We start from the raw sequence: 22350 nt of genomic DNA on the forward strand, positions 1-22350 counted from the left end.
AAACCGGCTTGTCTCTCCGCCGCCTGCTCGCTGCCCGCCGCCGCCGAGGGCTTGTCTCCGCTTCATTCGCCATAGTAGTATGGGGAGAAGAAAGCGAAGGGGGATCAGCGATGAACTTGTGGGGACGGGAATGGAGCAAACGCGATTTGCTGGCGTATACCGGGGACATGCAGCAGCTGCTCGGCATCAAGGCGCTGGAAATGACGGACGGCGCGGAGCGGGGCAACCGGCTGCTTGACGTGCGCTGCGGCGATTTGCGCTTTTCGGTCAGTCCGGACCGGTGCATGGACATTTCCTATCTGGAGTATAAAGGGATTCCGCTTGCGTGGCGTTCGGCCGTTGGCGACGCGGCGCCGGCGTACTATTCGCCGAAGGATCAGGATTGGCTGCGCAATTATCCCGGCGGCCTGTTCGTTACCGGCGGGCTGACGCAGTTCGGCGACCCGAACACGGACGAAGATCAGGAGCTGGGGCTGCACGGCCGCGCCTCGAATTTGCCGGCGTCGGACGTGAATACGCGGCAATACTGGGAAGGCGACGAATACGTGCTGGAAGCGGCGGGCACGATCCGCGAAACGGCGGTTTACGGCGAGAAGCTGCGGCTCGACCGGACGATTCGCGCTTATGGCGGCCGCGGCGAGCTGCATATTTTCGATACGGTGACGAACGAAGGCTTCGACGCTGTGCCGCATATGATGCTGTATCATTTTAACTTCGGCTTCCCGCTGGTTGCGCCCGAATCGTTCGTTCGCTGGAGCGAAGCCGGGGACGAAGAAGTGTTCATGGACGACATGGGACGCGGGTTGACCGATCGCGACCGGTTCTACCCTGCGCATCCGGCAAACAAGGATGAAGTGTTCTACCATTATGCCGGCAAGGAACAGCCTTACGCTTACTGCGAAATCGTCAATCCCGGCATGAACCTGAGCGCGCGCGTGTCGTTCCGTTCGGCGGAGCTGCCGCATCTGTACCAATGGAAAATGCTCAAAAGCGGCATGTACGTGTTCGGCGTCGAACCGGCCAATTGCCGCGGCATGAAAGGGCGGGCGGATGCCCGCAATTACGATTTGCCGCTGCTGGCACACGGCGAGAGCGTTTCCTACCATGTCACGTTTTCCGCTCGGGAAGCGGCGTCGCAAGTGTAAAAACCCGGTACGGAAAAGAGGGCGGCGATGAAAGTTATCGTTATTGGCGCAGGAATAGGCGGCTTGAGCGCAGCGATTGCTTTGCGTGCGGTCGGGATGGATGCCGTCGTTTACGAAAGCAAACCGGAAATTCGTTTCCAGGGAGCCGGACTCGGCATCGGCGCCAATGCGGTGATGGCGCTGCATGCGCTTGGTCTGGGAGATGCGGTGCTGTCTATTGGCAAACAGATGAAGGAAGTTCGCTTCGTTGCGGAAAGCGGCAAGCTGCTGCGCCGGGTGAAACCGGAGGGGGCAGGCCGAACGAACGAGCCGGACCAAGTGATCGTACACCGGGGAGATTTGCTGCAGCTGTTATTGCAAGCGATCGGGCCGTCCGGCCGGATTGTCACCGGCAAAACCTGCCTTCATGTCGAGCAGAATGGCGACGGTGTAAAAGCGGGATTCGACGACGGAACGTCGGACGAAGGCGATTTGCTGGTGGCGGCCGACGGCATCCGTTCGGCGGTGCGTGCGGCGATTCTGCCGGACGTTCAGCCGCGGTATGCGGGGTATACTTGCTGGCGGGCGGTTGTACAGGCGGACGCGTCGCTGGCGTACGACCCGGAGCTGTTTATGGAAGTGCTCGGTTGTTCCGGTCGATTCGGCATCGCGCCGATGACCGGCCGGTCCATCTATTGGTTCGCCTGCGTCAATGCCGCGGCGGGCGACCCGGCCATGAACGCCGCAACGGCGGCCGATCTGGAACATCGGTTCGCCGCTTACCCGGAGCCGGTTCCGCAGTTGCTCGCCGCCTCGCACAACACCCGTCTCCTGCATCACGATATCGAGTATATTTCTCCGCTCTCGCGGTTCAGCTATGGCCGGGTCGTCTTGCTCGGCGATGCGGCGCATGCGACAACGCCGAATATGGCGCAAGGAGCGGGACAGGCGCTCGAGGATGCCGTTGTGCTTGCCATGCGGCTGAAGCGGGCGGCCAATTGGCGGGATGCGCTTGTTGCCTACGACCTTGATCGCGTTCGCCGGACGGGACGGATCACCCGTCTTTCGGGCCGCATCGGACGTGTGCTGCAGCTGCAGGGACGATGGCCCGCTGCCATTCGCAACACTTTGCTTCCGCTGCTGCCGCAGGCGGCAATGGCGCGTCAGATGGACTTTCTGTATCGCGTCAAGCTGGATAAACTGGTGTAAAGAACCGGAAACAGGCGGGGAGGTTGTGGATGGAAAGTTAAATCGGCGATTCGGGCGGCGGCCAATATTGATAAACGGCAAGGTCGATCTCGCCCCTGGCCGACACTTTGACGCCTTCCGCTTCCAGATGCTCGATTTGCCGCATCATCGATTCTCCGTCGCGTTCCCCGATTTTGCCGTGCGCGTTCAGCACGCGGTGCCAGGGCAGCCCGTGCGAGCGGCTCATCGCATGCAGGACCCGCACTACTTGCCTGGCGGCGCGCCGGCTGCCCGCAAGCTCGGCAATTTGGCCGTACGTCATCACTTTGCCGGCGGGGATCGCACGAATGATGGCGATCACTTCCTCCGTAAACGGCTGCATCCACTTTCCTCCTCCGATTTCCGCGGCACATACGCCGGTTTTCGCCAGGTCGTTATCCGGCATGAGCCAATCCGGCCGGCCAAACGCTTCTCGAGAAGCCGCCCGGCCGGCCGTTCGTTGCCTCGTAAAAATAAGCGCTATTCTCCCTGATACGCACGCTGCAGGGCGGCGATATCAAACTTCTTCATCTTCATGAACGCCTTTGTGACCCGTTCGAGCTGCTCCGGCGTGCCATGTGCCATCATGTCGTCCATGACGGCGGGGGAAATTTGCCAGGAGACGCCGAATTTGTCCTTCAGCCAGCCGCACTGCTCCGCTTCCGGGTAGTGGGAAAGGCCCGACCAGTAATGGTCGATCTCCTCTTGCGTGTCGCAAACAACAAGCAGCGAAACCGCCTCGTTGAATTGAAAGTTGTGCTCGTGCGCGCTGTCCATCGCAACGATCCACGTATGCTCCAGCTTGAAGTCGGTGAACATCACCGTACCTTCCCGGTCCGGCTCTTGGCCGGGTCCGTAACGGAGGAGCGGGCCGGCTGCTGTGTTGCGGAACAGAGACAAATAGTGGTTGCGCGCTTCCTCGGCTCTGCCGCAGTTGTCGCCTGCGAACAGCAGGCTGGGAATGATCGCCGGCCGCGACTCGCCGTCCGGATTCGTCAGCATAAGCTGCCAGGAGACGCCGAATTTGTCCTGAATCCAGCCATATCGTTCGCTGAACGGGTAGCGGTCAAGCGGCATCAGCGCGGTGCCGCCGTCGGACAGCTTGTCCCAGGCAGCGTCAAGCTTGGCGCTTGCGTCCGCTTCCCGCGACGGATCGAAATTGACGATGAACGAAATCGCCGGATTGATCCGGAAGTAAGGCCCGGCCGAGATGGCCATAAACGGCTGGTCCCGGACGAGGAACGACACGAGATCGCAATCGCCCGAAGGGGTATTGCCGAGCACCGTTTGGCTGGTAATGCGGGATTGCGGAAACACGGCGCAATAAAACGCCGCCGCTTCTTTCGCTTCCTTGTCGAACCAGAGGTGCGGCACGATTCGCGGCATAGATCCGTTCGCCGAGTTGATCATTAATTGACCTCCTTCTTGAGAGTGGATGAAAAGCTGCGGAATATGCTGCCATTTTACCATTTTTGCCCCAACGAAGCCAAACCCCGCTTTAATCACGCATGCCAAATGCGGGGCATCGGCATACTTTCTTTGCCCAGCTCGGCCCAAACGTAGCGCAGCAGCAGCTCGTATTGCAGCGCCGCATGTTCGGGTTTGCCCCACAGGTTGTCGATTTCGCCGGGGTCTTCCTGCAAGTCGAACAGCTCGCCGTACGTTTGATTGTAATAGACGGTCAGTTTATACCGCTCGCCTACGTACGTTTTCTGGTGAATGGTCGTCGGTTCGTGACGGAATTCGCAAATCGCGTGATCGCGCGCTTGCGGACGGCGGCCGCGCCACACGTCGCTTTGATCGACGCCGGTCATGGCGGCCGGAGCCGGAATGCCGGCGAACGACAGCAGCGTCGGCGCCAGATCGACCAGCGACTGGATTGCCGAAGACGATAGTCCGCTTGGCACTTGCCCCGGATAACGGACCAGAAACGGCACCTTGATCAGATCCTCGTAATGAAAGCCGCCTTTGGCCTGCAAGCCGTGCTGCCCGAAAAAATGGCCGTGGTCGGAAGTGAACACGACGATCGTGTTGTCTGCCAGTCCGAGCGCATCCAGCTTGTCGAGAATCCGGCCGATGTATCGGTCCATCATGCTGATCATGCCGTAATAGGTGGCGACAAGCCGCTTCCGTTCCTCCGCCGGCAGGTTCACATGGGAACCGTACCCGTGAATGCCGTACCCCGTTTCCTTCCAAGGGGAAAAGTCGGGCGCGGGTTGCTGCGTCATCCGAAAGTGGGGCGGGTTGTTGTCGTGTTCGCCCGGCTCCGCTTGCGGAATCGTCAGCTGATCGGGATCGTACATCGTGTCCCAGGGCTCGGGCACCAAATAATCCGGATGCGGGTCAAAAAAGCTGGCCCACAAAAAGAACGGCTCCTCTTCGCCGCGATACTGCTCCAGCAGCGCGTTCGTGCGCTCCGCGATCCACGCGTCGTAGTGGAATTGCTCCGGAATTGGCCACGTGTGCCGGATCGAACGGTCCATTGTGCCGGTCGGCGGCAGGAAATAGTCGCGCCAGTTGGCGCAGCCTTTCGCTTCCATCCACAACGCGTAATGCTGACCGACATGAGCCTCGTTCGTATGGTTGCGCGCCAGCTCCACATGGCCGAAGCCATAGAACGGCCCGGTGAAGCTGCGCCAGAAGTCGAGATCGTGCAGCGCCGGATACGCTTCCAGCGAAGGATAGTCTGCCGTCGAGCGCAGCGGCTGGAAATGCGCCTTGCCGATCAACGCGGTCCGGTAGCCTTCGGCTTGCAGGACGTCCCCGATCGTGAGCCGGTCCTCGAGCAGCTTCGTGCCGAGCGTCCATGCCCCGTGCTGGCTCGGGTACATGCCGGTGACGATCGACGCCCGCGTCGGCGTGCAGGTCGGATTCGGACAGTACGCCCGCGTGAACATCGTCCCTTCCTTGACGAGCCGATCCAGATTCGGCGTGGCCAGTTCGGGTTGGCAAACGCCGATCGTCCGCCAATGCTGCTGATCGCTTGTAATAAGCAAAATGTTAGGTCGGTTCATTCGCATCGTCTCCCGAAAGCTTGATTTTTATTTATAATAGAGCATATCAACAGGCTGAGAAAATGGTACAATGTTAGCATCGCAATGTTGGGAAGCGGAACGCGTCAATCGAGAACGGGGGAGATTTGCGCCATGAAAGAATACGCTTATGAGTTCGCCGACCTCTGGTACAGCGTTCCGACGCCGCTGGAGAAGGACGGGGGCATGCGGCTGTTGCGGATCGGCCGGAACGTAGCAAAGCCGAACTACGCGGTCGGCCCGAAGGAAATCGGCTGGTACGGCCTGCATTTTATCGAGGAAGGCGGGGTTTTGCTGGAATCGGGCGGAAGGGAGTGGGAGCTGCGCAAAGACGACTGGTTCTGCCTGTTCCCGGGCCCGGTGTACACGTATCGTCTGCTGCCGGGCGAAACGGGCTTGCGCATGGTCTGGCTGTCGATGGACGGACCGCAAATGCCGGCGCTGCTCGACATGTGCGGCATGCGGGAGCAGCGGCCGACCGCCGCGATCGCCGACATGCCGGCGTGCTGGAGGTGTCTGGATCAGCTCGTGCGCCTGTATGCCGGCGGCAACGACAGCTTCCTGCGCGTGCAGCAGCTGCTTTACGGCTTGTTCGAGGCGTTGTCGGCCGCAGGGGACGAGGCGGAACACAGCGGCAGCGAAGCGGACGGCGGTTGGTTCGCCCAGGCGCTGGACTACTTCCAGCTGCATTTCACCGAGCCGCTGCGCATCGAGGAAGCCGCCCGCCGCGCAGGCGTGCACCGCTCTTACTTCTCCAGCGAATTCTCCCGCAGAATGGGCGTTTCGCCACAGCAGTACATGCATCGGCTGCGGATGGAGAAGGGCAAACAACTGCTCGCGCAATCGGAACGGTCGATGACCGAAATCGCGTATTCGCTCGGATTTGCCGATTTGTATGCGTTTTCTCGCGCCTTCAAGCGCCATGCCGGCTGCTCGCCGCTGCAATTCAGGCGCCGCGTTCGCGAGCCGGTTCAAGAGGCGGAGGCTTGAAACCGGGCGGAAACGAATGATGCTGCCGAAAAAGAGTGGAGGAGCGGTGTTATGCGGATCAAACGAAGCAACTTCGTGAGCAAATTTTTGTTGCCCTATTTGCTGGTGCTTGTCATTCCCATCGCGATCGGAACGACGATTTATCAGAAGACGATCAGTGTCATCGAAACGGAAACCGCCCGGTCGAACATGACGCTGTTGAACCAAAGCAAAGAAATTATCGACCGAAGGCTCGACGAACTGGACCGGATCGTCCAGCAGATCATGCTCGATCCGAACCTGATTACGTACCAATACATGGAACATCCGTTCGACGGCTCCAATACGGCGCGCACAATCGAAATGAAGAAGAGCCTGGTCAACTACAACCTGTTCAACACCTTCATCTCGAATTATTATGTGCTGTTCAGCAGCAGCAAGCTGGTCATGACGCCGACCAGCGTCTACGATCTGCCGACGTTTTACCAACAGGTGCTGCAGCGCGGCGATTGGAACTACGAGACGTGGACGAATCTGACGATCGATCAATACCATTCCCGCTCCATCGAGCCCGCAAGCGCTTACACGATCGAAGGGAAGGAGCGGCAGATGGTCACCTACATCCAGTCGCTCGGACTGCCTTCGCATACGTATGCGACAGTTGTCATGCTCATCGACAACCAGGAGTTTGCCAAGCTGCTGCGCGGCCTTGACATTTCGGACGGCGGCTATGCATACATCGCCGACCAGAACGGGCAAATCATCAGCTACATTGCGGACGACGACCAACCGGCCGCCGCTCCCGCGTTCCGGCGGTTCCCGGATGCGGGCGGCACGATTTTCCCGTCGGCGCAAACAGGCAACGTCATGACGACCTATACGACGTCGTCCTACAACGGCTGGACGTATGTCGTTTCACAGCCGGCGCATATCGCGCTGCAGAAGGCGACTTACATCAAAAATACGATGATCGCCATTTTTGTGCTGTCGCTTGCCGCCGGCCTGATCATTGCCATTCTGATGGCTTATCGCAGCTTTCGCCCGGTGCGTTTCCTGTTTCAGACGATCGACAGCTTGAAAATCAACAACGACGCGCTGCTGCAGGAGATGGAGAAGCAGCGCCCGATGCTGCGTTTCGCCTTTTTCGAACGGCTGCTGAAGGGGGAATTGCCGCATGCGGACGACCGCAACCCGGTCATGGAACGGCTCGGCATTCGCCTGGACGGCAGCGCATACAGAGTCGCCGTCGTTTCGCTCTGCGACGACCGGCTGAGGCTGCGATCGGAGCTGCTGCCGGATCCGGACCTGCTGCACGTGAAGTTCAAGGACATCGTGTCGCGGCTCGGCGACGCTGTCTACGTGCACGAACTGAACGGCAACCGGGCGGCGCTCATTTTTTCGTCCCCGGCAGGTCCTGCAGACGACGGAGCGGCCGAATACCGGGCCGGAGAAGAACGTTTCTTGCGCAACCTCATGGTCGAGATGCACAAGGAAATGTATGGAAATCCTTCGGTCGGCTTGGGCAACGCCTATGCCGATCCGGAGCAGCTGCCGCTGTCCTACCGGGAAGCGCAGCAGGCGCTCGATTATACGATGGGCAGGGGAATGTCCGGCCTTGTCCACTTTCACGATTTGCCGCAAAACAACAGCAGCTACTCGTATCCGCCCGAAGTTGAGATGAAGCTGGTCAATGCGATCAAGGTCGGCCATCAGGGCGATGTGAAAGCGGTGTTCGCCGGCTTGCTCCACGAAAATATGGAGAAGCGCAATTTGTCCGCCGTGATGATGAAGCTGCTGCTGAACGATCTGAAGGGGACCGTTGCCAAGCTGGGCGATCAAATTGCGATCGACGATCCGAAGCTGGCCGGGCAAATCCAGACGCTGCTCGCTCCCGCCGACCGCCCCGAAGACGCGCAGGAAACGATGCGGGCGATCGAACGTACGTGCCTGCACATCAGCGACATCGTCGATCGGCGCAAAAAAAGCCACAACGATCAGTTGTTGACCAACGTCATGCAGATGATTCACGAGCAGTACCGCTCGTCCAGCTTTTCCCTCGGCGTTGTTGCGGAAACGTTCCGCATTTCGGAAGTGTATGTATCGTATTTCATCAAAGAGCAAACCGGCGTCACCTTCTCCGAGTATGTGGAGCGGCTGCGGATGGAGCAGGCCAAGGCGATGCTGATGGACGACCGCTATTCGGTCAAGGACATTGCCGAGCAGGTCGGCTACAACTCCTCGAACACGTTCTGCCGCGCATTCAAACGCATGAATGGCGTCAGCACAACCGACTATAAAAAAGCGACAGCCGGCGTGTAGGAAAAGGAAGGCGAAAGGGAACGGCTCTGACTGCGAAGTCAGGGCTGTTCGCCGTTACCCCATCTGATTGAATTTGACCACTTCCTTCAATTGATGGAGCAACGTTTCGCTTAATTCGTCCGGCGGGATGTCCATCCCGTTCTTGACCCATTCGGCCAGAATGGCGATGGGGATCGTCGTGCGCAGCGCAAAAAAGTAAGGGCTGTATTTGGTAGCGGGATGCCGCAGGCTGATCGTCGCGCGCAGCTTGCGCAGCATCGTATCGAACGATTCGCCAAGAATATTGGCTTTGCCTGCCTGGAACAACTGCTTCAAAATGGTTGGATTTTGATACCAGTAGCGCAGGAACGGTTTCAGAAAAAAAGTCGGTTCGTCGGGAGCGTTTTTTTTGTAGTCGAACAAAAATTCGATCAGGCCGTCGAACGCTTCGTCGCACTTTTTGCGCAGTACGTCGTCAATTGTATCGTAGTGGCGATAAAAAGTGACACGGCCGATTTTGGCTTCTTGGCAAATGGCCGTTATTTTGATATCGGCGTACGTAGTTGTCTCCATCAGCCGGACAAGCGCTTCGTAAATCCACGCGCTGCTCTCCCTGGAACGTTTATCATCCGAAATATGATACATTTTCGCCCTCCTGTTCCACATCTCGCGCCGCTATTACATCGACTCGCCCCCTATTGTATCATCAAGGAAATGAGATACAAGTGTATCTGAATCCAGAAGCACACCATCATTCATGGAAGGAGCAAGGGGCACTTGAAAGGAGTTATCAAACATAGCTGCTGGATCATCGGCTTGATCGTCGGAGCCATCAACCTGGTCAGAGGCCTGACGCATCTCTTGACGCAAGACAGCGCTGCGGGAACGGCCGGCATAACCATCGACAACGCCGGGGGAACCGATATTGTGTATTTGTTTGCCATCATCGGCGGGGTACAGATCGTGCTGGCCCTGTTTTATGTGTACGTGGCGCTTTTTCGTCGAACGCTGCTGCCGCTGGCGTTTGCGATGGAAGGCTTGAAGACGGGCTTGAATTTGTGGATCGGCTATGCATTTAAGCCTTCGCAGGCCGAAACGGTTGTAGGCGGCAGCCAGGATACGCTGCAATTGGCGCTTTCCGTGCTGGCATTGCTTCTGCTTGCGCTGGCGCGGCGTCGTGCAGCCGATGCCCGGACAAGCCGCAGCAGCGGAGGAAGATGAATACCAAGGGGTGGCGGATGTTGCAGATCAGAATGGGGAAAATGAAAGCTGTCCTGTTGTCGCTTTGCCTGGGCGCCGGTATTGTGCAGGGTGCTATGTTTCCGGAGAAGGTTTCGGCCGAATCGTGGAGCGCAGCGGCGGCAACCGCTTATTCCGGCGGTGCCGGCACTTCGGCTAATCCGTTCCTGATCGGAACCGGCGCGGAGCTTGCTTACCTGGCGAAACAGGTAAACACGGGCAATCAATATGCGAATACTTATTTCGAACTGACGGCCGATATCGATCTTGATGGGCGCGAGTGGACGCCGATCGGCGGCACGACCCCCTATTTTCGCGGAAAGTTCGACGGCAAGGGCCATGTCATCTCCCATCTAACCATCACCACGAATGCGGAGGAAGCGGGGCTGTTCGGCAAAGTGCAGGACGCCGAAATTCGCAATGTCGGCTTGGAGCAAGTGGCGGTGAACATCGCGGAAACGACGCTCGCCGGCGGACTGGTCGGCAACATGTTCAATAAAACTTCCGGCACGCTGCTCGAAAATGTTTATGTCACCGGATCGATTGCGACCGGCATCAATGTCCATACAGGCGGGCTGGTCGGCAGATCCTCCGGTCCGGCAGGCGGCACGATCAGGCGAAGCTACTCGACGGCCGCCATAACGGCGGGGCTGCAGGGGGCCAAAGTGGGCGGATTGGCCGGTACTTTAATCGATACCAACTTGGAGAACAGCTACGCGACGGGCGACTTGGCCGGAGGCGGCGACAAGGTGCGGGTCGGCGGATTGGTCGGCTACACGACGACAGCGATCGGCGGCACAAGCTATTGGAACCGCGATGCGGTCCACACGTGGACGCGCAGCTGGTCGGACGTGCCGCCTGCTCCGGTCGAAGAGAAGCTTGGCGTCGCTTTTTCGACCGAGGCGAGCTATCCCGCCAATGCCAACGGGGCCATGACATCGGCCGATATGAAGCAAGACGCGTTTCTCGCCGTTATGAACGGCGATTCGGTTTCGAATGGCGTGTGGAAATGGAGCGCGGGGCAAAATGGCGGCTACCCGGTCATCAACGGCGTTGGCATCGGCCGGGGGCCTACGATCACGACGCACCCGCTCCCCGCAACAGTGGACGAAGACGGCAGCACCAGCTTTACGGTGACGGCAACCGGCGCGGCTTCCTACCAATGGCAAGTGGACGAGGGTACAGGTTTTGTTGATGTCGGCAATACGGGCCCGTACGACGGGGCGACAACATCGACCCTGACCGTAACCGGGGCGGCCGGCGACATGAACGGTTACGCTTACCGTGCGATCGCGAGGGACATTTCCGCATATGCGACCGCTTCGACGACCGTTACGCTTACGGTGAATGCCAAACCGGCGGCGCCGGCGAACGTTCGGGCCGAGGCGGCCGACAGACAGGTGAACCTTTCGTGGAATCCGGTGCCGGGCGCAACCGGCTACAAGGTTTACCAAAGTGTCGTTTCCGCTACGTACGGTGCGGAAGCGGCGTCCGTTGGCGCGTCCGTGTACAGCGCGGCGTTGGACGGATTGACGAACGGCATCCGGTATTATTTTGCCATCACGGCGTTGAACGGCAGCCTGGAAAGTCTTTATTCGCAGCAGGTCGACGCGACGCCGGCGGCCGCCGTTCTTGATACCGACAGCAGCGAACCAACGCCGTCGCCAACGCCTTCGCCGTCACCATCGCCAGTTCCGACTCCCCGGCCAACCTCGCAGCCGGCGCAGGAGCCGGTCGATACCGGCGTGGACGTTCTTGTGAACGGCACGGCGGGTAAAGCGGGGAAAGCGACAACGTCTGAAAGGAATGGACAGCAAGTGACCACTGTTACGGTGGATGAGGAGTGGGTACGGCACAATCTCGGAGAAGCGGGGAAAGGCGCCGTGTTCGCCATTCCGTTCCAGGCCGGCGGCGATGTTGCGGTGGGCGAACTGAACGGACAATTGGTGCAAAACATGGCGGACCGGGAAGCGGTAATCGAAATTCGCACCGATCGGGGCTCGTATACGCTTCCGGCGAATCAATTGAACCTGGAGGCGATTGCCGAACGGTTCGGAACGAAACCGACGCTGCAGGACATCAAGGTGAGAATCGCCGTGGCGGCTCCTTCCCGCGAGACCGTTTCCGTTGTGGAGGATGCGGCTAACGAGGGCGGATTTGCGATTGTTGCGCCGCCGCTCGACTTCCGAATAAGCGCTGTATTTGGCGAACATACGGAAGAGGTGAGCGCGTTTACGAGTTATGTGCGGCGGACGATAGCGATTCCGGAAGGGGTGGATCCGAAACGGGTGACCACGGGCATCGTTGTCGATCCGGACGGAACCGTTCGCCACGTACCGACCTGGGTGGTGGAGCGGGATGGCCGATTATACGCGGAAATCGGCAGTTTGACCAACAGCACGTACGCGGTAGTCGCGAGTCCCGCCGTTTTCAGCGATATTGCGGGCCACTGGGCCGAAGCGGCCATTTCCCGCATGGGCTCGCGATTGATCGTAAACGGGACGGGCAGCGGCCTGTTCAATCCGGACCGGGACGTGACGCGGGCGGAGTTTGCCGCCATGATCGTTCGTGGCTTGGGTCTTGCGCCGCAGAGCGGCGATAGCGGCTTCGCGGACGTGACGGAGGCGGACTGGTACTTCCGAGCGATTCGTTCCGCGGCGGCATATCGGCTGATCGACGGCAACGGCGACGGTACGTTCCGGCCGGACGACACGATCACTCGCGAGCAGGCGGTGCGAATTGTCGCCAACGCCATGGCCGTCACGGGCTTGGCCGAGCGTCTGCAGGGACAGTTGACGGATGAGGCGCTTCACCCGTATCTGGATGCGGGGCAAGTTTCGGCCTGGGCGGCAAGCGGCTTTGCGGCAAGCATAGAAGCGGGAATCGTAGCGGGAAGAAGCGACGGCGAGTTGGCGCCGAAGGCGCTGCTGACCCGTGCCGAAGCGGCTGCGATCGTGGAACGGCTGTTGGCCCAATCGGGTTTGATCGACAGGTGAGGCTTACAAGCGCTGCCGGAGCCCGGGACGAGGCAAATAAGCCGAAAAGTCGGCTTAAATCGTCGCGTGAGCCCAGGTCGAGGCAAATAAGCCGGGAAAACCGGCTTTATCGCCGCATGAGCCCAGGTCGGGGCAAATAAGCCGGGAAAGCCGGCTTAAATCGCCGCGTGAGCCTAGGTCGAGGCAAATAAGCCGGGAAAACGGGCTTAAATCGTCGCATGAGCCCAGGTCGAGGCAAATAAGCCGGGAAAGCCGGCTTTAACGCGATCACAAAAGAACCTAGCCGCTGGCTAGGTTTTCTTGCATTTCAAACTTCATGCCGATTTGCGGCATCACAGAAAGTATTAAATCCGGAATGAAATAGCCAGTGAAAAATGGCTTATTGGCCCGATTTCGGGTGCCTCGTCGGAAATAGCCAGTGAAAACATGGCTTATTTGCTCCGTCAGGCCCCTTAATCGGGCATTTTAGCCGAAATAACCAGTGATTTCACTGGCTATTTCGAAGAGTCGGCCCGTTTTTGGCGAAATAGGCAATAAAAGATGGCCTATTTTGCCAGACGCTTCATCAGAGCGGCGCAAAAAGCGAATTTGTCAGTTGGCGGAGGGGAAAATGCCGCGCTTGGTGCAATGTGTCTGCTTTGAGATGTTTCAACCAGGGGCGAGGGTGCGGGAGCGGAGAGCGGGGGTTGGGATGGAGAAGCTGAGCGCTTTCTGTAAGAAAGCGGCTTCGGAAGCATACGCTCAGCGTTCGCCTTTGTTTTCCGGATTCCTCCTTGACCTTATCGTTCCAAGAATCCGGAAAACAAGAAGCGATCGGAATCCCAACCCCCGCGCGCAGCGGGAGCCGGTTTCGCCGAATCTTCGCGGTTTGAACTCGCGCGCAGCAGCTTTTCTTGTTTCGTGCACATCGCTATTTTGCTGCATATGCGGATTCTTGAGGGATGCACACATGCCGCAACATTTCCAATTGACCGCGTTTTCGGCGTCATTTTACACTTGGCGCAGGGAGGTGATAGTATTGTGAAAGCGCATACGTGGAAGCGGATTGCCAAGAGTCGGCCGTTATATTTGATGATGCTGCTGCCTGTGGCGTACTTGATTACATTCAAGTATATTCCGATGATCGGCTCGCAAATCGCGTTCCGCGATTACGTTTTCGTCCAAGGCCAATGGGGGAGCGATTGGGTAGGGTTCGACAATTTCACCCGTTTCTTTCGTTCGAACGAGTTCGCGCGCGTGCTGAGAAACACGCTGGGCCTCAGCTTGTACCAGTTGATCGCCGGGTTCCCGTTTCCGATCATCCTGGCGCTTAGTCTCAATTACGTGCACAGCCGCAAGTTCAAAAAGTCGGTGCAGCTGATCACCTACGCGCCGCATTTTATTTCGGTCGTTGTCATCGTCGGCATCATCATGCAGCTGCTCGATCCGCGAACCGGACTGATCAACGCGGCATTGGGGTGGCTCGGCCTCGACCCGGTCAATTTTATGGGCAAAGCGGCGTACTTCCAGTCGATCGTCGTTTGGTCGGGGCTGTGGCAGAATCTCGGATTCAGCTGCATCGTCTACATCGCCGCGCTTGCCGCCATCGATCCGATGCTGCACGAAGCGGCCGTGGTGGAAGGAGCCAGCAAGCTGCGGCGCGTCTGGCACATCGATTTGCCGGGCATCATGCCGCTGGCGATCATTCTGCTGATTCTGAACACGGGCCACATCATGGACACCGGGTTCGAAAAAGTGCTGCTCATGCAAAATCCGCTGAACATCAAAAAATCGGAAGTCATCGACACGCTTGTGTACAAGGTGGCGCTTGCGTCGCCGGCGGCGGATTTTTCCTATTCGACGGCGATCGGCCTGTTCAAGTCCGTGGTCGGATTGGTGATGCTCGTGGCCGTCAATCAGGCGGCGCGCCGGTTGAAGCAGGAAAGCTTATGGTAAAGGCGGGGCATGGCATGGAAGCGAAAGCGATGAAAGAATCGGGCAGCGATCGCATATTCACCATTATCAACTACGTCATATTGGCGATTTTTACGTTGTCGGTGCTTTATCCGCTGCTGGTGGTGCTGAGCAATTCGATCAGCGCGCCGGAAGCCGTCGGTGCCGGCAAAGTATATCTGTGGCCGGTCCGGCCGGATTTTGCCGGCTATCGGCAAGTGTTTACGTATGAAAAATTTTGGAGCGGGCTCGGCAATTCCATCCTCTACACGAGTGTCGGCACGATGTTCAATATCGCGCTGACGCTGCTCGCCGGCTACCCGCTGTCGCGCAGCGATTTTTACGGCAAAGGGTGGTTTATGGCCTTGTTCGTATTCACGATGGTGTTTCATGCGGGCATTATCCCGACCTATATGGTGGTCAAAAGCTTGCATATGATCAACACGGTTTGGGCGATGATCGTTCCCGGCGCGCTTGCCGCCTGGAACGTCATCATTACGCGCACCTATTTCAAGACGACGATTCCCCAGGAAATGTTGGAATCGGCGCAGATGGACGGCTGCGGCGACTGGCGGTTTCTCGCCCGCATGGTCATTCCGCTGTCCGCTCCGATCATCGCCGTCAACGCGCTGTTTTACGCTGTCGCCAACTGGAACGCGTATTTCAATGCGCTCATTTATTTGTCGCAGCCGAAGCTGTTTCCGCTGCAGCTCATCTTGCGCGAAATTTTGATTCTGAGCCATGTTACGCCGGATATGCTCGATCAGGTGCAGGACCCGGCACGGCTCGCGGGCATGACCGACGTGCTGAAGTTCGCGCTGATCGTCGTGTCCACGGCGCCGCTGCTGGTCATCTATCCGTTCATTCAGAAGCATTTCGTCAAAGGCATGATGATCGGTTCGTTGAAAGGGTAACCACTATATCTGGAGGGGATCGCATGAAAAAAACAAGTTTGGCCGCGCTGGCGGCGGTTATGGTCAGCGTCGCCGCGCTGGGCGCATGCTCCAAAGGGAACGATTCGGGCAGCGCTTCGACCAGTCCGTCCGGCAGCCCAAGCGGCACGGCGGCGGCATCGGCGAAGCCGACGGCGGACAATTCAATCGTGACGCCGGCCGGCACGCTGCCGATCACGAAGGAAAAAACGACGCTGAAGGTGCTCGTGCAAGGGCGGCCGAACATCGACTTCCCGACCAGCTCTGCGACGAAATGGATGGAAGAGCAAACGAATGTCCACATCGAATGGCAGGTGGCGCCGGATGGCCCCGAAGCGCAAACGAAGCTGAACGTCGTGCTTGCCAGCGGCGACTACCCGGACGTTATCATGAATTTCAACGTGACCAGCACGCAGCAAATGACATACGGCAAACAAGGCATTTTCCTCCCGCTTAACGCGCTGATCGACAAATACGGCATCAATACGAAGAAGAACGTATTCGACGTTTTTCCAACCGTCAAAAACGACATTACCGCCTCGGACGGCAACATCTATTCGCTGCCGAACGTGGCGGACTGCTACCAATGCTCGATGGGGCAGAAGATGTGGGTTTACAAGCCGTGGCTCGACAAGCTTGGCCTGAAGGTGCCGACGACGACGGACGAATTCGAAGCGATGCTGCTGGCGTTCAAAACGAAGGACCCGAACGGAAACGGCAAAGCCGACGAAATTCCGCTGTCCGGCACGATCGAAGGCGATCATACGCCGCTTAACGAGTTTCTGATGAACGCATTCGTTCTGAACGGGGTCAAAGCGACTGCCGTCGGCCTGTCGATTGAGGATGGGCAGCACATGTACGTGGACAAAGGCAAAATTACCGCCGCCTTCGCCCAGCCTGGCTGGAAAGAAGGACTCAAATATTTGAACAAACTGTATGCCGAGAAACTGATCGACCCGCAGGCGTTTACGCAAACGCTGAAGCAGTTGAAAGCGATCGGCGAAAATCCGAACACCGTGATTCTCGGCGCAACCGGCGCCTTGGGGCTCGGCCAGTTTACGCAATACGGCGGGCCCAGCAACCGCTGGACGGAATACGTCGCCGTACCGCCGCTCAAAGGCCCGTCGGGCTTCCAGGTGACGCCGCTCATCGCGAACGCAACGCAGACGGGGGCGTTCATCATTACCAAAGCGGCGAAACATCCCGAAGTGGCGATGCGTTGGGCCGATTTCATGTACGACAGCGAAGTGACATGGCGGCTGCAGAAAGGCGAAGAAGGGCGCAACTGGCGCAAAGCGAACCCGGGCGAGCTCGACATGATGGGCCGTCAGGCCGTGTTCGCGCAGCTGGCGCCGATTGCCGAGGAGAAGAGCAACAACAGCTGGTATCAACGCGGTTTGTCGGCTACGCCCGACGCCCAGCGCTATACTTCCGTGGTCGATCCGAAGGCGCCGAAGCCGCTGGCGGTCGTCCTCTACGAAACGACCAAAAACCTTTACGAGCCGGTGCAGCAGAAGCCGGATACGATCATCCCGACGCTGTTTATGGACGTCGATCAAAGCAAACAGGTCGTGGACTACTCGAAGACGATCGGCACCTACGTGGACGAAATGTTCGCCCGTTTCGTCACAGGCGACGTCGATATCGACAAAAACTGGGATGCTTATCTGACGCAGCTGAACACGCTCAATTTGCCGAAGCTGCTGGCGATTTACCAGGCGGCCTACGATGCGAAAATGAAAAAATAACCGCCGTTGCCGGAGGGCCCGCGCGGGTCCTCCGTTGAACGACGGCGCGAAAGGGGGAGGCATTGTGGTCAAACCGAACATCGTGTTCATTCTGGCGGACGATCTTGGTTTCGGCGAGCTGGGCGCTTTCGGGCAAACGCGGATCCGCACGCCGCAGCTCGACCGGATGGCGGCGGAAGGCAAACGCTTTCTTCGCCACTATGCGGGCGGTCCCGTATGCGGCCCGTCGCGGGCGTGCCTGATGACCGGACAGCACCAGGGCAGCGGCTACATCAAAGGCAATCCGTCGCAAGGCAACGATGTGCCGCTGCGGCCGGAGGACACCACGATCGCCGAACTGCTGCGCGACGCCGGGTACGACACCGCCTGCATCGGCAAGTGGGGGCTGGGCAAAGCGGGCAGCACCGGTTTCCCGACTGCCAAAGGGTTCAATACCTTCTACGGCTACGATTCGCACAAGGCGGCGCACGATTATTATCCGTCCTTCCTGTGGCGGGGCGACGGGCAAGGCGAACGGCAAGTGCCAAACGAAGACGGCGCTTACAGCCACGACTTGTTCACGGAAGAAGCGCTGGCGTGGATCGGGCGAGAGCGGGAGCCGGAGGTGCCCTTTTTCCTGTATTTGGCTTATACGATTCCGCACAATCCGTACAATCCGCCGGATCGCGAGCCGTATGACAACGAGCCGTGGCCGGAGTCGTATCGCAGCTATGCGGCGATGATTACGCGGATGGATCGGGATATCGGCCGGCTGCTGGATAAGCTGCGCGAGCTTGGCATCGACGACAACACGCTTGTCGTGTTCACCAGCGACAACGGTCCGGGCAGCGAATATACCCGCGACATCTGGGAGATGGTGCAGTTTTTCCGCAGCGCGGGGCCGTATCGCGGAATGAAGCGGGATGTGTACGACGGCGGCGTTCACGTGCCGCTGATCGTTCGTTGGCCGCAGCAAATCCATCCGGGGGACAACGAACACGTCTGCGGCTTTCAGGACTGGCTGCCGACGCTGGCGGAGCTGGCGGGCAGCCGGGTGCCGGCGAACATCGACGGCTTGTCGCTCGTGCCGGCGCTGCTGGACCGGCCCGGCCAACAGCAGCACGCCGATTTGTACTGGGAATTCATTTCGATGGGCGCGGAGCGCAAAGGCCGGCAATCGCTGCTCGATGTCGGCGAAGGCTGGAAAGCGGTGCGGTACGGCAGCAAAGGGGCAATCGAGCTGTACCGGATGGCGGAGGATGAAGGCGAACGCAACAATGTGGCGGCCGATTACCCGGCCGTCGCCAAACGAATGGCCGCGCGGCTCGACGCCGTGCGCGGCGACAGCGACATCTGGCCGATGCCGGAAACGGGCGAACGGCCGCTTGACGAGCGGCTTGCAGCACCCCGGCCGGACGGCGCTTGAAGGAGGAAGGCTCGTGAAGCCGACGAAACGAAGACCGAATGTGCTCTACCTCATGGCGGACCAATTTCACGCCGACTGCCTGGGCGCGGCGGGCCGGGACATCCGCACGCCGCACCTCGACCGGCTGGCCGCCGAAGGCGTCCTGTTCGAGCGCGCCTACTGCAACAACCCGATTTGCGGCCCGTCGCGGACGACGTTCATCACCGGCCAATACCCGCATACGCACGGCATTCTCGGCAACGACATCCGCGACTTGGACGACCGCAACGAACATACGCTGGCCGCGGTGTTCCGCCGCACCGGCTACCAGACGGCGGTGATCGGCAAATCGCACATGATCGGCGCCTGGGACCGCGAAGGCTTCGAACACGCGCGCTACTGCGACCTGTGCGATTGCGACCGCAACGATCCGCTGGCGAACGACTATTTCCGCCATTTGCACGAGCACGGACTTGCCGCCGCTTACGACCTGGGCACCCTGCCGCCGGACCATCCGGGCAGCCGCGGGCGCGCCTTCGAATCGTCCATCCCGGAGCGCCACTCGCTCGAAACGTGGACCGGCGACGAAACGCTACGGTTTCTCGAATCGAGGGACGACACGCGGCCGTTTTTCATTCACATGAGCTTTCAGCGGCCGCACGAGCCTTACACCGTGCCGTACGACACCGGATTGCTGTACGATCCGGACGCGATCGCCTTGCCGGACAATGCCGGCGACTGGTTCGAGCGCCGGCTCGCGGGCAAGCCGGACAGCTTGCGCCAACTGGCCGGATCGGGCAGCGGCATGCTGTACGCGCCGGAGGACGAAGCCGATTTGCGGCGGCAGCTGGCGTTTTACTACAGCCTCATCACCCGCATCGACGAGCAGATCGGCCGCGTGCTGGATTTCGTCCGGCAATCGGGCGAGTATGAGCGGACGATTGTCGTGTTTACGGCCGATCACGGCGATTTTGCCGGCGAACACGGGCTGATGAACAAAAATGCCGGCATCTACGAAGCGATCCATCGCATTCCGCTGCTGCTTCGTTATCCCGGCGCGCCGGCAGGCAATCGGCCGCGCGGCATCGCCGAAAGCGTCGATCTGTATCCGACGCTGTGCGAGCTGTGCGGCGTGGCGGTGCCGGAGCGGGTGGAAGGCAGCAGCTTGACGGCCATGGCCGCCGGCGAGCGGCCGGGCAAGCCGCAAACCGTGTGCGAATGGTCGTCTCCGCGCTATGCGGAGAGGGTGAATGCCATACGCACGGAGCGGTACCGGCTCGTCTATTACGGACAAGGCGAAGGCGAACTGTACGACTACGAAACCGATCCGGGCGAATTGCTCAACCGGTACGCCGATCCGGCGTATGCCGCAATCCGGCTGATGCTGACTGAACGAATGTTCGACCATGTGAACCGGTATCGGGCGCGCTCGACGGCGGCAACGTCGAAACGAATCGGCTATTTGACGCGAAACGCCATGACCCGGCTGCTGCATACCGGACAGCACAACTGGCAGGAGCTGGAGCCGCTGTACCGGAGTTGAGCCGATCATGCGGCAGAGGCGGCCGTTTGGCAACAGACAGCGAAAGGGGGAACAGGGAATGGCGCTTCGAATCGAACGCGACGGACAGGCGTTTTGTTCGGCGTACCGGCAGTTCGCTTATGAATTGACTTGGCTGCCGGAACGCAATTACATCGTTGGCACCGAGGTGGAATTGCGAACGAAGCTGTTTCGCCAATTTTGCGAATGGACGATGCATCATATCGAGATGGAGCGGGCCGACGTGTTGTTCAGCCCGGAGATCAAGCGGGCGGGGCCGGATGCGCTGCAGAACCGCAAATTACGACTGCTGTTCAAAGCGAAGCTGCTGCGGATGGTCCGGCGGGGCGAACCGGTGACGATCCGGTTGGCGGCGACGCCGTCGCTGTATGCCGGCATGGACCTGGAGCTGCTCGTCTGGGTGCGCACGACGGTCGGCGCAGGCGCCGACCAAAGCGCCGAAGCCGCGCCGCCGCAGCTCGAATCGGAGCAGCCGTGCCGGCTGACGGTGCAAGCCGGGCCGGTGGAGCGGCTGTCCGTGTACGCGCGGCCGTTTCCCGGTCCGGGCGGCACGGTTCGCACGTGTATCGTGCCGGAGGACCGCTACGGCAACCCTGCCGCGTTCGAACGGCCGGTGACGACCGAATGGACGTGGGCGGGGCGGACGGGCACGCTTGCGCTAAGCGAAGCCGCCGTGCTGGAGCTTGACGCGCCGGAGCGGCTGGAACGGCCGGAGCGGGCGGAAGTGCGCATTCGCATGGACGCCTTGTCGCTGCGCGAAAATATTGCGAACGGCGAGGCAGCGGAAGACGCGCTCGTCGTGCGCGGCAATCCGGTGCAGCCGGAGCGCGTGGACGGACTCCAGCCCGCTTTTGGCGAAATCCATTGGCATACCGAAGAAGCGTCCGCGAAGGACGGCGGGCGGGCGATGACGGAAGCGCTCCGCTGCGCCCGGGACGAGCTGAACATGGATTTCGCCGCGCCAAGCGATCACGATCCGACGAGGGCGGAATGGGAGCGTACGGTTGACGCCGTCGACGCGTTCAACGAAAATGACAGCTTCGCCACCTTGTACGGCTGGGAAAATTCGACGAACCGCGGTCACGAAAACTACTATTTTACGACGTCCGATCATGAGGCGGTGCGCGGAGGCAAGGCCGGTTTTGCGCCGCACACGCTGGAGGAGGCAACCGCCGGCCTCGACGCGTTCCCGCCGGAACGGGTTCTGGCGGTGCCGCATCATACGAACAGCAGCGCCGCGCTGAAGAGGGACGGCGTGCCGGCGTGGCATCCGTACAACTGGATGGAGCCTCGGCCGTATAGACGGCTGGTGGAAATCGTGCAGCACCGCGGCAACCAGGAGCGCAACGACTATGACGACGCCTGGCGCGGCATGGTGCAGCAGCAGTTCGCTTCGGTCCAGGACGCGCTGCGGGCCGGCCACCGCCTGGGCTTCACGGGCGGCACGGACAATCATGTCGGCTGGCCGGGACGAGTCGTGCACCAGCAGCGCAAAAGCGTCATCCTGACCGGCGTCTGGACAACGCGCGTGGCGCGCGAGCCGGTGTTCGACGCGTTGTGGCGGCGCCATACGTGGGCCGTGATCGACACGCGTGCGATCGTCTGGTTTGCGGTGGGCGGCGTGCCCATGGGCGGCGAGCTGCCCCATGACGAATCGGCGGAGCTGACGGCGGTTATCCGCATCCACGCCGAGGCGCCGCTGCAGTCGATCGAAATCGTGTCGGACGGGGAAACGGTCTGGGCGGCCTCGTCGTCTACGCCGTTCGTTGACCTTCAAGTGCACCTGGGCAAACCGCCGCGGCCGACCTATTATTACATGCGCGCGCTCCAGCGCGACGGCGGCTTCATGTACGCCAGCCCGGTGTTCGTCGTTGGGCGGCATTCGGCCGGAAAGGAAGGGGAATGACG

Annotated in this window: 16 protein-coding genes; 12 read left to right on the forward strand and 4 right to left on the reverse strand. The window is 59.9% G+C overall.

Annotated features, from left to right (window positions below; translation table 11 throughout):
- Positions 1-110 precede the first annotated feature (110 nt).
- Both EXY20_RS03310 and EXY20_RS03315 read left to right on the forward strand, forming a co-directional pair.
- Positions 111-1145, forward strand: a complete 1035-nt coding sequence (locus tag EXY20_RS03310; protein WP_135547543.1) for an aldose 1-epimerase family protein — start codon at positions 111-113, stop codon at positions 1143-1145.
- 27 nt (positions 1146-1172) lie between these two features.
- Entirely contained in the window at positions 1173-2333 is a 1161-nt protein-coding gene (locus EXY20_RS03315) for an FAD-dependent monooxygenase (RefSeq protein WP_135547545.1), read from the forward strand.
- A gap of 37 nt (positions 2334-2370) precedes the next feature.
- Here EXY20_RS03315 and EXY20_RS03320 read toward each other — a convergent pair whose 3' ends face one another.
- The 3 genes from EXY20_RS03320 to EXY20_RS03330 all read right to left on the reverse strand — a co-directional run bounded on the left by EXY20_RS03320 (position 2371) and on the right by EXY20_RS03330 (position 5365).
- Complete coding sequence (locus EXY20_RS03320; RefSeq protein ID WP_135547547.1) at positions 2371-2694, reverse strand: MGMT family protein; 324 nt, start codon at positions 2692-2694, stop codon at positions 2371-2373.
- Positions 2695-2831: 137 nt separating this feature from the next.
- Positions 2832-3761, reverse strand: a complete 930-nt coding sequence (locus EXY20_RS03325; RefSeq protein ID WP_235885321.1) for a VOC family protein — start codon at positions 3759-3761, stop codon at positions 2832-2834.
- Between the two features lie 92 nt (positions 3762-3853).
- Positions 3854-5365, reverse strand: coding sequence for a sulfatase family protein (locus EXY20_RS03330; protein WP_135547549.1), 1512 nt, complete (start codon positions 5363-5365; stop codon positions 3854-3856).
- 132 nt (positions 5366-5497) lie between these two features.
- On the opposite strand from EXY20_RS03330, the gene EXY20_RS03335 reads away from it, so the two are divergent.
- Together EXY20_RS03335 and EXY20_RS03340 are read left to right on the forward strand one after the other, a co-directional pair.
- A complete protein-coding gene (locus EXY20_RS03335; RefSeq protein ID WP_167858949.1) occupies positions 5498-6373 on the forward strand; it encodes a helix-turn-helix domain-containing protein in 876 nt (291 codons plus the stop codon).
- Between the two features lie 51 nt (positions 6374-6424).
- On the forward strand, positions 6425-8671 hold the full coding sequence (locus tag EXY20_RS03340) for a helix-turn-helix domain-containing protein (protein WP_135547553.1): 2247 nt from the start codon (positions 6425-6427) through the stop codon (positions 8669-8671).
- Between the two features lie 54 nt (positions 8672-8725).
- On the opposite strand, the gene EXY20_RS03345 is transcribed toward EXY20_RS03340, so the two are convergent.
- A complete protein-coding gene (locus EXY20_RS03345; protein ID WP_135547555.1) occupies positions 8726-9295 on the reverse strand; it encodes a TetR/AcrR family transcriptional regulator in 570 nt (189 codons plus the stop codon).
- 132 nt (positions 9296-9427) lie between these two features.
- On the opposite strand from EXY20_RS03345, the gene EXY20_RS03350 reads away from it, so the two are divergent.
- From EXY20_RS03350 to EXY20_RS03385, 8 genes are all read left to right on the forward strand, one after another.
- Positions 9428-9871 carry a hypothetical protein gene (locus tag EXY20_RS03350; RefSeq protein WP_135547557.1) on the forward strand — a complete coding sequence of 148 codons (444 nt, stop codon included), beginning with the start codon at positions 9428-9430 and terminating at the stop codon, positions 9869-9871.
- A 17-nt stretch (positions 9872-9888) separates the two neighbouring features.
- Entirely contained in the window at positions 9889-12885 is a 2997-nt protein-coding gene (locus tag EXY20_RS03355; RefSeq protein WP_167858950.1) for an S-layer homology domain-containing protein, read from the forward strand.
- A 1020-nt stretch (positions 12886-13905) separates the two neighbouring features.
- Positions 13906-14820 carry an ABC transporter permease gene (locus EXY20_RS03360; protein WP_235885322.1) on the forward strand — a complete coding sequence of 305 codons (915 nt, stop codon included), beginning with the start codon at positions 13906-13908 and terminating at the stop codon, positions 14818-14820.
- Between the two features lie 14 nt (positions 14821-14834).
- Positions 14835-15731: a carbohydrate ABC transporter permease gene (locus EXY20_RS03365; protein WP_135547562.1), complete on the forward strand. Its 897-nt coding sequence runs from the start codon at positions 14835-14837 to the stop codon at positions 15729-15731.
- 23 nt (positions 15732-15754) lie between these two features.
- A complete protein-coding gene (locus EXY20_RS03370) occupies positions 15755-17497 on the forward strand; it encodes an extracellular solute-binding protein (RefSeq protein ID WP_135547564.1) in 1743 nt (580 codons plus the stop codon).
- A gap of 64 nt (positions 17498-17561) precedes the next feature.
- Positions 17562-18902: an arylsulfatase gene (locus tag EXY20_RS03375; protein WP_167858951.1), complete on the forward strand. Its 1341-nt coding sequence runs from the start codon at positions 17562-17564 to the stop codon at positions 18900-18902.
- A 13-nt stretch (positions 18903-18915) separates the two neighbouring features.
- Positions 18916-20424 carry a sulfatase-like hydrolase/transferase gene (locus EXY20_RS03380; RefSeq protein WP_167858952.1) on the forward strand — a complete coding sequence of 503 codons (1509 nt, stop codon included), beginning with the start codon at positions 18916-18918 and terminating at the stop codon, positions 20422-20424.
- A gap of 58 nt (positions 20425-20482) precedes the next feature.
- The gene (locus EXY20_RS03385; protein ID WP_167858953.1) at positions 20483-22348 is read left to right on the forward strand and encodes a DUF3604 domain-containing protein; all 1866 of its coding nucleotides are present in this window, start codon (positions 20483-20485) and stop codon (positions 22346-22348) included.
- Positions 22349-22350 lie beyond the last annotated feature (2 nt).

It is taken from the genome of Paenibacillus cymbidii, from assembly GCF_004764705.1.
GTDB classification, from domain to species: Bacteria; Bacillota; Bacilli; order Paenibacillales; family NBRC-103111; genus Paenibacillus_AN; species Paenibacillus_AN cymbidii.

Coding starts and splice junctions, on each gene's coding strand:
- EXY20_RS03310 (WP_135547543.1), top strand. CDS start 111: ATGAACTTGTGGGGACGGGAATGGAGCAAACGCGATTTGCTGGCGTAT.
- EXY20_RS03370 (WP_135547564.1), top strand. CDS start 15,755: ATGAAAAAAACAAGTTTGGCCGCGCTGGCGGCGGTTATGGTCAGCGTC.
- EXY20_RS03345 (WP_135547555.1), bottom strand. CDS start 9,295: ATGTATCATATTTCGGATGATAAACGTTCCAGGGAGAGCAGCGCGTGG.
- EXY20_RS03365 (WP_135547562.1), top strand. CDS start 14,835: ATGGAAGCGAAAGCGATGAAAGAATCGGGCAGCGATCGCATATTCACC.
- EXY20_RS03320 (WP_135547547.1), bottom strand. CDS start 2,694: ATGCAGCCGTTTACGGAGGAAGTGATCGCCATCATTCGTGCGATCCCC.
- EXY20_RS03355 (WP_167858950.1), top strand. CDS start 9,889: ATGTTGCAGATCAGAATGGGGAAAATGAAAGCTGTCCTGTTGTCGCTT.
- EXY20_RS03340 (WP_135547553.1), top strand. CDS start 6,425: ATGCGGATCAAACGAAGCAACTTCGTGAGCAAATTTTTGTTGCCCTAT.
- EXY20_RS03325 (WP_235885321.1), bottom strand. CDS start 3,761: ATGATCAACTCGGCGAACGGATCTATGCCGCGAATCGTGCCGCACCTC.
- EXY20_RS03315 (WP_135547545.1), top strand. CDS start 1,173: ATGAAAGTTATCGTTATTGGCGCAGGAATAGGCGGCTTGAGCGCAGCG.
- EXY20_RS03330 (WP_135547549.1), bottom strand. CDS start 5,365: ATGAACCGACCTAACATTTTGCTTATTACAAGCGATCAGCAGCATTGG.
- EXY20_RS03335 (WP_167858949.1), top strand. CDS start 5,498: ATGAAAGAATACGCTTATGAGTTCGCCGACCTCTGGTACAGCGTTCCG.
- EXY20_RS03385 (WP_167858953.1), top strand. CDS start 20,483: ATGGCGCTTCGAATCGAACGCGACGGACAGGCGTTTTGTTCGGCGTAC.